Source organism: Streptomyces parvulus, assembly GCF_014648855.1.
Lineage (GTDB): Bacteria > Actinomycetota > Actinomycetes > Streptomycetales > Streptomycetaceae > Streptomyces > Streptomyces parvulus.
Window position 1 is genome coordinate 306556 of sequence record NZ_BMRX01000010.1, and the last position, 6944, is coordinate 313499.

Here is a 6944-nt window from a genome sequence, read left to right on the forward strand (position 1 = left end):
CGCTCTCATCCTCTCTCCCCGGGCGCCCGAGCCCAAGGAGGGGGGTGATCGGCCACCCCGGAAAGCCTGGTAATGTTTACGTCGTCGCCGCGGGCAACGCCCCGCGCGGCAGACACCTTGTCCGGGTGGCGGAATGGCAGACGCGCTAGCTTGAGGTGCTAGTGCCCTTTATCGGGCGTGGGGGTTCAAGTCCCCCCTCGGACACCAGCTGAAACCCCTGCTGAGCAGGGGTTTTCTGCTTTTCCCCTAGAGTGGTCGCCATGACCACCCCCCTCTGCCCCTGCGGCCGGTCCGAGCCGTACGAGAAGTGCTGCGGGCGTTTTCACGCCGGGGCCACCGCGCCGACCGCCGAGGCGCTGATGCGCTCGCGCTACAGCGCCTTCGTGAAGGGCGACGCCGGGTACCTGCTGCGGACCTGGCACCCGAGGACCCGGCCCGCGCGTCTGGATCCGGACCCGGGCACGCGGTGGACCGGCCTGGAGATCCTGGACTCGGCGAACGGCTCCGCCTTCCACACCACGGGGACGGTCACGTTCCGCGCCTCGTACCGCGGCGGCTCGCTGCACGAGCGGAGCCGCTTCGAGCGGGTGGACGGCGCGTGGGCGTACGTGGACGGGGAGTTCCTGGACTGACGGCGCCCCGGGCGCTCAGGGCGCCAGGATGTCCAGCTCGTGCAGCGCCCCGACGGTGATCTGGCGGGTCAGTTCCTCGGCGCGCTCGGCGTCCCGGGCCCGTACCGCCTCGGCGACCTGGACGTGCAGGGTGACGGCGGCCGGGTCGGGGTCCTCGAACATCACGTCGTGGTGGGTGCGGCCGGCCAGCACCTCGGCGACGACGCCGCCGAGGCGGGCGAACATCTCGTTGCCCGAGGCGGTGAGGACGACGCGGTGGAAGGCCACGTCGTGGAAGAGGTACTCCTCCAGCCGGTGCCCGCGCGAGTTGGCGACCATGCCGAGCGCGCACTCGGTCAGTTCGGCGCACTGCTCCGGCGTGGCGAGCCGCGCCGCCAGCCCGGCCGCGACCGGCTCGACGGCCGACCTCAGCACGGTCAGTGAGCGCAGCTGCCGGGGGCGGTCGGCGCCGGCCAGGCGCCAGCGGATGACCTGCGGGTCGTAGACGTTCCACTCGCACTCGGGCAGGACGGTCACGCCCACCCGGCGGCGGGACTCCACCAGGTGCATGGACTCCAGCACCCGGACGGCCTCGCGCATCACGGAGCGCGAGACCTCGAAGCGCTGCGCCAGTTCGTCGGTGCGCAGAACGCTGCCCGCGGGGTATTCGCCGGCTGTGATGGCGGGACCGAGGGAGTCCAGTACGCGGCCGTGCAGCCCTCGGCCCGGTGTGCTCATGCACTCAGCGTACGGGGCGCGTCACCGGATCAAAAAGTCAGACTTATATGTCACAGCCTCTTGAATTAGTCGTACCTAATGGGTTTCAGTTGCGTCGACATCACGTGTCGACGAAGACAGCAGACAGCGAGAGTGCGATGCAGCGACTGCACACCCCCCATGTCGTCGTGGTCATGGGCGTAGCGGGCACCGGGAAGACCACCATCGGCCCCCTGCTCGCGGCCCGGCTCGGCGTTCCCTACGCCGAGGGCGACGACTTCCACCCGCCGGCCAACATCGCCAAGATGACGGCCGGCACCCCGCTGACGGACGAGGACCGGTGGCCGTGGCTGGATGCCATCGGCGGCTGGGCGCACGGCCGGGCGGGGCTGGGCGGGGTGGTGAGCAGCTCGGCGCTCAAGCGGTCGTACCGCGACCGGCTGCGGGCGGCCGCTCCCGGTGTCGTCTTCGTGCATCTCACGGGCAGCCGTGAGCTGATCGAGGACCGGATGGCGCACCGGCAGGGCCACTTCATGCCGACGGCCCTGCTCGACTCCCAGTTCGCCACGCTCCAGCCGCTCCAGGCGGACGAGGCCGGTGTCGCGGTGGACGTCGCCGGTACGCCCGAGGAGATCACCGAACGGGCGGCGAGCGCCCTCGGCGACCTGCCCGAGCCGGTCCTGTAACCCCCGCACCGTCCCCCGAACCCCATCACCGCAAGGAACCCACCGTGACCAGACTCAGCGTCGAGATGCTGGCAGCGGACACCGTCGAGCCGATCACCTCGGCCGGCCACGCCCAGCTGGGCATCGCCGTGCTCCTCGGCATCGCCGTCATCGTGCTGCTCATCACCAAGTTCAAGCTGCATGCCTTCCTGTCGCTGACCATCGGGTCGCTGGCGCTCGGCGCGTTCGCCGGGGCGCCGCTGGACAAGGTCATCACCAGCTTCACCGCCGGGCTCGGCTCCACCGTGGCCGGTGTCGGCGTGCTGATCGCGCTGGGCGCGATCCTCGGCAAGATGCTCGCCGACTCCGGCGGCGCCGACCAGATCGTGGACACCATCCTCGCCAGGGCGACCCCGCGTTCGATGCCGTGGACGATGGTGCTGATCGCCTCGGTCATCGGACTGCCGCTCTTCTTCGAGGTCGGCATCGTCCTGCTGATCCCGGTCGTGCTGATGGTCGCCAAGCGCGGCAACTACTCGCTGATGCGGATCGGCATCCCGGCCCTCGCCGGCCTCTCCGTGATGCACGGCCTGGTCCCGCCGCACCCCGGCCCGCTGGTCGCGATCGACGCGATCGGCGCCAACCTCGGCGTGACCCTGGCCCTGGGTGTGCTGATCGCCATCCCGACGGTGATCATCGCGGGTCCGGTGTTCTCGAAGTACGCGGCCCGCTGGGTGGACGTCCCCGCTCCCGACCGCATGATCCCGACGCGGGCCTCCGAGGACCTGGAGAAGCGCCCGGGCTTCGGCGCGACGCTGGCCACGATCCTGCTGCCGGTCGTGCTGATGCTGCTCAAGGCGCTCGTCGACATCATCGTCGACGACCCGGAGAACGTCGTACAGCGCACCTTCGACGTCATCGGCAACCCGCTGATCGCCCTGCTGGTCTCGGTGCTCGTCGGCATCTTCACGCTGCTGCGGCCCGCCGGGTTCGGCAAGGACCGGCTGTCGGGCCTGGTCGAGAAGGGCCTCGCGCCCATCGCCGGCATCCTCCTGATCGTCGGCGCCGGCGGCGGCTTCAAGCAGACGCTGATCGACTCCGGCGTGGGCCAGATGATCCTGGAGATCTCCAAGGACTGGTCGATCCCGGCGCTGCTGCTGGCCTGGCTGATCGCGGTGGCGATCCGGCTGGCGACCGGTTCGGCGACGGTGGCGACGGTCTCGGCGGCCGGACTGGTCGCGCCGCTCGCGGCCGACATGTCGACGACGCACGCCGCCCTGCTGGTCCTGGCCATCGGCGCCGGCTCGCTGTTCTTCAGCCACGTCAACGACGCCGGCTTCTGGCTGGTGAAGGAGTACTTCGGGCTGAACGTCGGCCAGACCATCAAGACCTGGTCCGTCATGGAGACCATCATCTCGGTGGTCGCCGGTGCCCTGGTCCTGCTGTTGTCCCTGGTCATATAGGCGTACGGGACACCGGCGAGTCAGTAGCAGGAGTACGGCGGCAGGAGTACGACGATGACGGCTCACCCCCTCTTCGACATCACGGGCCGCACGGCCCTGGTGACCGGCTCCAGCCGGGGCATCGGGCTGGCCCTGGCCAGGGGCCTCGCCGAGGCCGGCTGCCGCGTGGTCCTCAACGGGCGCGACGGCGCACGCCTCGCCGAGGCGGCCGCCGGGCTCCCGGGCGAGGTGCACACGGCCGCCTTCGACGTGACCGACGGCCCCGCCGTGGCCGCCGGGATCGCGGAGGCCGAGGAGCGGGTGGGCCCGCTGGACATCCTGGTCAACAACGCGGGCATGCAACTGCGGGCGCCGCTGCTGGAGTTCGCGGACGACGACTGGCACCGCGTCCTGGACACCAATCTCACCAGCGCCTTCCTGGTGGGCCGGGAGGCCGCGCGCCGGATGACGGAGCGCGGCCACGGCAAGATCGTCAACATCTGCTCGCTGCAGAGCGAGGTGGTCCGGCCGGGCATCGCGCCCTACGCGGCGGCCAAGGGCGCGCTGAAGATGCTCACCAAGGGCATGTGCGCCGACTGGGGCCCGCGCGGCGTGCAGGTCAACGGGCTGGGTCCGGGCTACATCGAGACCGAGCTGACCCGTCCCCTGGTGGACGACGAGGAGTTCAGCGCCTGGGTGCGCGGGCGCACCCCCGCCGGGCGCTGGGGCACCACGGAGGACCTGGTGGGCGGGCTGCTGTTCCTCGCCTCGCCCGCCGCGGACTTCGTCGGCGGGCAGGTGCTGTACGTCGACGGCGGCATGACGAGCGTGCTGTGAACGCCGGCGGCGGAGCGGCCTTCGTGCCGGGCTGTGTGATCCACGGCGCCGGGGACCTGCGGGTCGAGGACGTGCCGGTTCCCCACCCGGGTCCGGGTGAGGCGCTGGTCGCGGTGCGCTACGGCGGTGTGTGCGGTTCCGATCTGCACTACTGGCAACACGGCGGGGTCGGCGACTTCCGGCTGCGGGAGCCGATGCTGCTGGGGCACGAGGTGGTCGGGACGGTACTGGCGTACGGCTCCCCGGGTACGCCGGGTCCGGCCGCCGGCACGCCCGTCGCCGTGCACCCGGCGACCCCGTGCGGGGTGTGTCCGGAGTGCGCGGACGGGCGGCGCAACGTCTGCCGGGACACCCGGTACCTGGGCAGCGCGGCCCGCTTCCGGCACGTGCAGGGCGGCTTCGCGGCGCGGATCGCGGTCCCGGCGGACCGGCTGCGGGCCCTCCCGGCGGGCCTCGGCCTGCGGCGGGCCGCGCTCACCGAACCCCTTTCCGTGGCGCTGCACGCCGTGCGGCGGGCCGGTGATCTGAGCGGCCGGCATGTGCTGGTGACCGGTGCCGGGCCCATCGGCTGCCTGGTGGTCGCGGCGGCCAGGGCGGCGGGCGCGGCCCGGGTGACGGTGACGGACCTGCTGCCCAAGGCCCTGGAGTACGCGCGGGCGGTCGGCGCCGACGTGCTGGTACGGGCCGGCGATCCGGACGACCCCGGGTGGCCGGCCGAGGTGGACACGGCGATCGAGGCGTCCGGGGTGGCGGCGGGTCTGGACACCTGTCTGCGGCTGGTCCGGCGCGGCGGGGTCGTCGTCCAGCTGGGCATGCTGCCGCCGGGCCGGAGCCCCTTCGCGGGCAACCTGGTGGTGAGCCGGGAGATCGAGGTGCGCGGCGCCTTCCGCTTCGACGAGGAGTTCGACGCGGCCCTCGGCCTGCTCGCCGCCGAGCCCGCGTTCGACGCCCTGGTCGGCGCGGTGGTGCCGGTGCGGGACGCGGAGTCCGCCTTCGAACTGGCGGCGGACCGGAGCCGGTCCTGCAAGGTGCTGCTGGACTTCGGCGCGGTCCCGGTGCGCTGAGCCCCCGGGACCGGCCGACGGGCCCCGCGCCCCCGGCTAGGAGGACGCCGCCTTGTCGAGCTGGAACGCCTCGTTGCCCTGGCCGATGCGGGCGTGCCGCTCGGGCGCCCGGGAGCGCAGCAGCAGACCCTGCACCACGCCGATCACGGCGGCGAGGCCGATGATGCCGGGCAGGACCCAGCGCAGGGCCGAGTCGGGACCGGCGCCGACGAGGACGTCGAAGTCCTTGACCGTGTAGCCGGCGATGACCAGCAGGGCGACGCCGGCGATCGTGGAGGTGGCCAGTCGCACGCCCTGGGCGCCGGCGGCCCCGCGCCGGACGAAGAAGGCGACCACGGAGAACGAGGCGGTGGCCATCAGCAGGATCACGCCGAGGGCGCCGATGTTGCCTCCCCATGTGAACAGGTGGAGCACGGGCTGGGTGGGATCGCCGTTCGGCTTGTCGTCGGCGAGGGCGAACCCGGCCACGACGACCACCGACACGGCCGTCTGGAGCAGCGAGCCGGTGCCCGGGGCGCCGCTGGAACCGCTGGTGCGGCCGAAGGCGGCGGGCAGCAGCCCTTCGCGTCCCATGGCGAAGGCGTACCGGGCGACGACGTTGTGGAAGCTGAGCAGGGCGGCGAACATGCCGGTCACGAAGAGCACGTGCAGCACGTCGGTGAAGGTGGCGCCGAGCCGCGACTCGGTGAGGAAGAACAGCAGCCCGGCGCTCTGCTCCTGGGCGGTGCCGACGATGCGGTCCGGTCCGGTGGCCACGGTCAGCGCCCAGCTGCTCAGCGCGAAGAAGACGGCGACGCCGCCCACCGCCAGGAACATGACACGCGGGACCAGCACGTGCGGCCGGCTGGTCTCCTCGGCGTAGACCGGCGCCTGCTCGAAGCCGAGGAAGGCGGCGATGCAGAAGCACAGGGCGGTGCCGACCCCGGCGCCGGTCAGGGTGCCCGGGTCGAAGGCGTGCAGCGACAGGCCCTGCGCACCGGGGTCCGCGACGGCGGCGATGTCGAAGACGACGACCAGGACCACCTCGATGAGGAGCAGCACGCCGAGGACGCGCGCGTTGACGTCGATCTTCAGCCAGCCCAGCGCGCCGACCGCGAGCACGGCCAGGAGCGCCGGTATCCACCAGGCGACGTCCAGGTCGGCGTAGGTGGCGAGGAGCCCGGAGACCTCGAAGCCGAGGATGCCGTAGATGCCGACCTGGAGGGCGTTGTAGGCGACCAGCGCGACCAGCGCGGCGCCCGCGCCGGCGGTGCCGCCCAGTCCGCGGGAGATGTACGCGTAGAAGGCACCCGCGTTGTGGACGTGGCGGCTCATCTCGGCGTAACCGACGCTGAAGAGGATCAGCACCACGCCGAGGAGCACGAAGAGCAGCGGCTGCCCCACGATGCCCATCACCGCGAAGGTGGTGGGCATGACGCCGGCGACCACCATCAGCGGGGCCGTGGCGGCGAGGACGGAGAGCAGCAGCCCGCCCGTGCCGAGCCGGTCGGCGCGCAGGGCGCGCTCCTCGCCCTTGAAGGTGCTGATCGCGCCGCCGTCCGCGGTCGCGCGCGTGCTCGAACTGCCCGTCGTCATCGGGGACGTCCTTCTCTCGTCTGCGGGGGGGGG

Annotated in this window: 7 protein-coding genes and 1 tRNA gene; 6 read left to right on the plus strand and 2 right to left on the minus strand. The window is 72.4% G+C overall.

The genetic code is table 11. From position 1 onward, the window contains the following. Positions 1 to 119: 119 nt before the first annotated feature. Positions 120 to 207: transfer RNA gene (locus tag IE108_RS21700), tRNA-Leu, on the plus strand. A 53-nt stretch (positions 208 to 260) separates the two neighbouring features. Then, positions 261 to 632 carry a YchJ family protein gene (locus IE108_RS21705; RefSeq protein WP_064731682.1) on the plus strand — a complete coding sequence of 124 codons (372 nt, stop codon included), beginning with the start codon at positions 261 to 263 and terminating at the stop codon, positions 630 to 632. A gap of 15 nt (positions 633 to 647) precedes the next feature. Here IE108_RS21705 and IE108_RS21710 read toward each other — a convergent pair whose 3' ends face one another. Beyond that, on the minus strand, positions 648 to 1349 hold the full coding sequence (locus IE108_RS21710; RefSeq protein WP_064727065.1) for a FadR/GntR family transcriptional regulator: 702 nt from the start codon (positions 1347 to 1349) through the stop codon (positions 648 to 650). 137 nt (positions 1350 to 1486) lie between these two features. On the opposite strand from IE108_RS21710, the gene IE108_RS21715 reads away from it, so the two are divergent. Genes IE108_RS21715 through IE108_RS21730 form a run of 4 tightly spaced genes read left to right on the plus strand, consistent with a single transcriptional unit; the run spans position 1487 to position 5336 of the window. After that, positions 1487 to 2014 carry a gluconokinase gene (locus IE108_RS21715; protein WP_107420096.1) on the plus strand — a complete coding sequence of 176 codons (528 nt, stop codon included), beginning with the start codon at positions 1487 to 1489 and terminating at the stop codon, positions 2012 to 2014. A 44-nt stretch (positions 2015 to 2058) separates the two neighbouring features. Further along, on the plus strand, positions 2059 to 3456 hold the full coding sequence (locus IE108_RS21720) for a GntT/GntP/DsdX family permease (protein WP_064727066.1): 1398 nt from the start codon (positions 2059 to 2061) through the stop codon (positions 3454 to 3456). A gap of 54 nt (positions 3457 to 3510) precedes the next feature. Beyond that, on the plus strand, positions 3511 to 4272 hold the full coding sequence (locus IE108_RS21725; RefSeq protein ID WP_064727067.1) for an SDR family oxidoreductase: 762 nt from the start codon (positions 3511 to 3513) through the stop codon (positions 4270 to 4272). Positions 4273 to 4295: 23 nt separating this feature from the next. Further along, the gene (locus tag IE108_RS21730; protein ID WP_162494709.1) at positions 4296 to 5336 is read left to right on the plus strand and encodes an L-idonate 5-dehydrogenase; all 1041 of its coding nucleotides are present in this window, start codon (positions 4296 to 4298) and stop codon (positions 5334 to 5336) included. Between the two features lie 36 nt (positions 5337 to 5372). Here the strand turns inward: IE108_RS21730 and IE108_RS21735 are convergent, their stop codons facing one another. Then, entirely contained in the window at positions 5373 to 6911 is a 1539-nt protein-coding gene (locus tag IE108_RS21735) for an APC family permease (RefSeq protein WP_064727069.1), read from the minus strand. Between the last annotated feature and the right edge of the window lie 33 nt (positions 6912 to 6944).

Bases quoted from the DNA above. Each gene is read 5' to 3' on its own strand.
- IE108_RS21705 (WP_064731682.1), top strand. From the start codon at position 261: ATGACCACCCCCCTCTGCCCCTGCGGCCGGTCCGAGCCGTACGAGAAG.
- IE108_RS21710 (WP_064727065.1), bottom strand. From the start codon at position 1,349: ATGAGCACACCGGGCCGAGGGCTGCACGGCCGCGTACTGGACTCCCTC.
- IE108_RS21715 (WP_107420096.1), top strand. From the start codon at position 1,487: ATGCAGCGACTGCACACCCCCCATGTCGTCGTGGTCATGGGCGTAGCG.
- IE108_RS21725 (WP_064727067.1), top strand. From the start codon at position 3,511: ATGACGGCTCACCCCCTCTTCGACATCACGGGCCGCACGGCCCTGGTG.
- IE108_RS21735 (WP_064727069.1), bottom strand. From the start codon at position 6,911: ATGACGACGGGCAGTTCGAGCACGCGCGCGACCGCGGACGGCGGCGCG.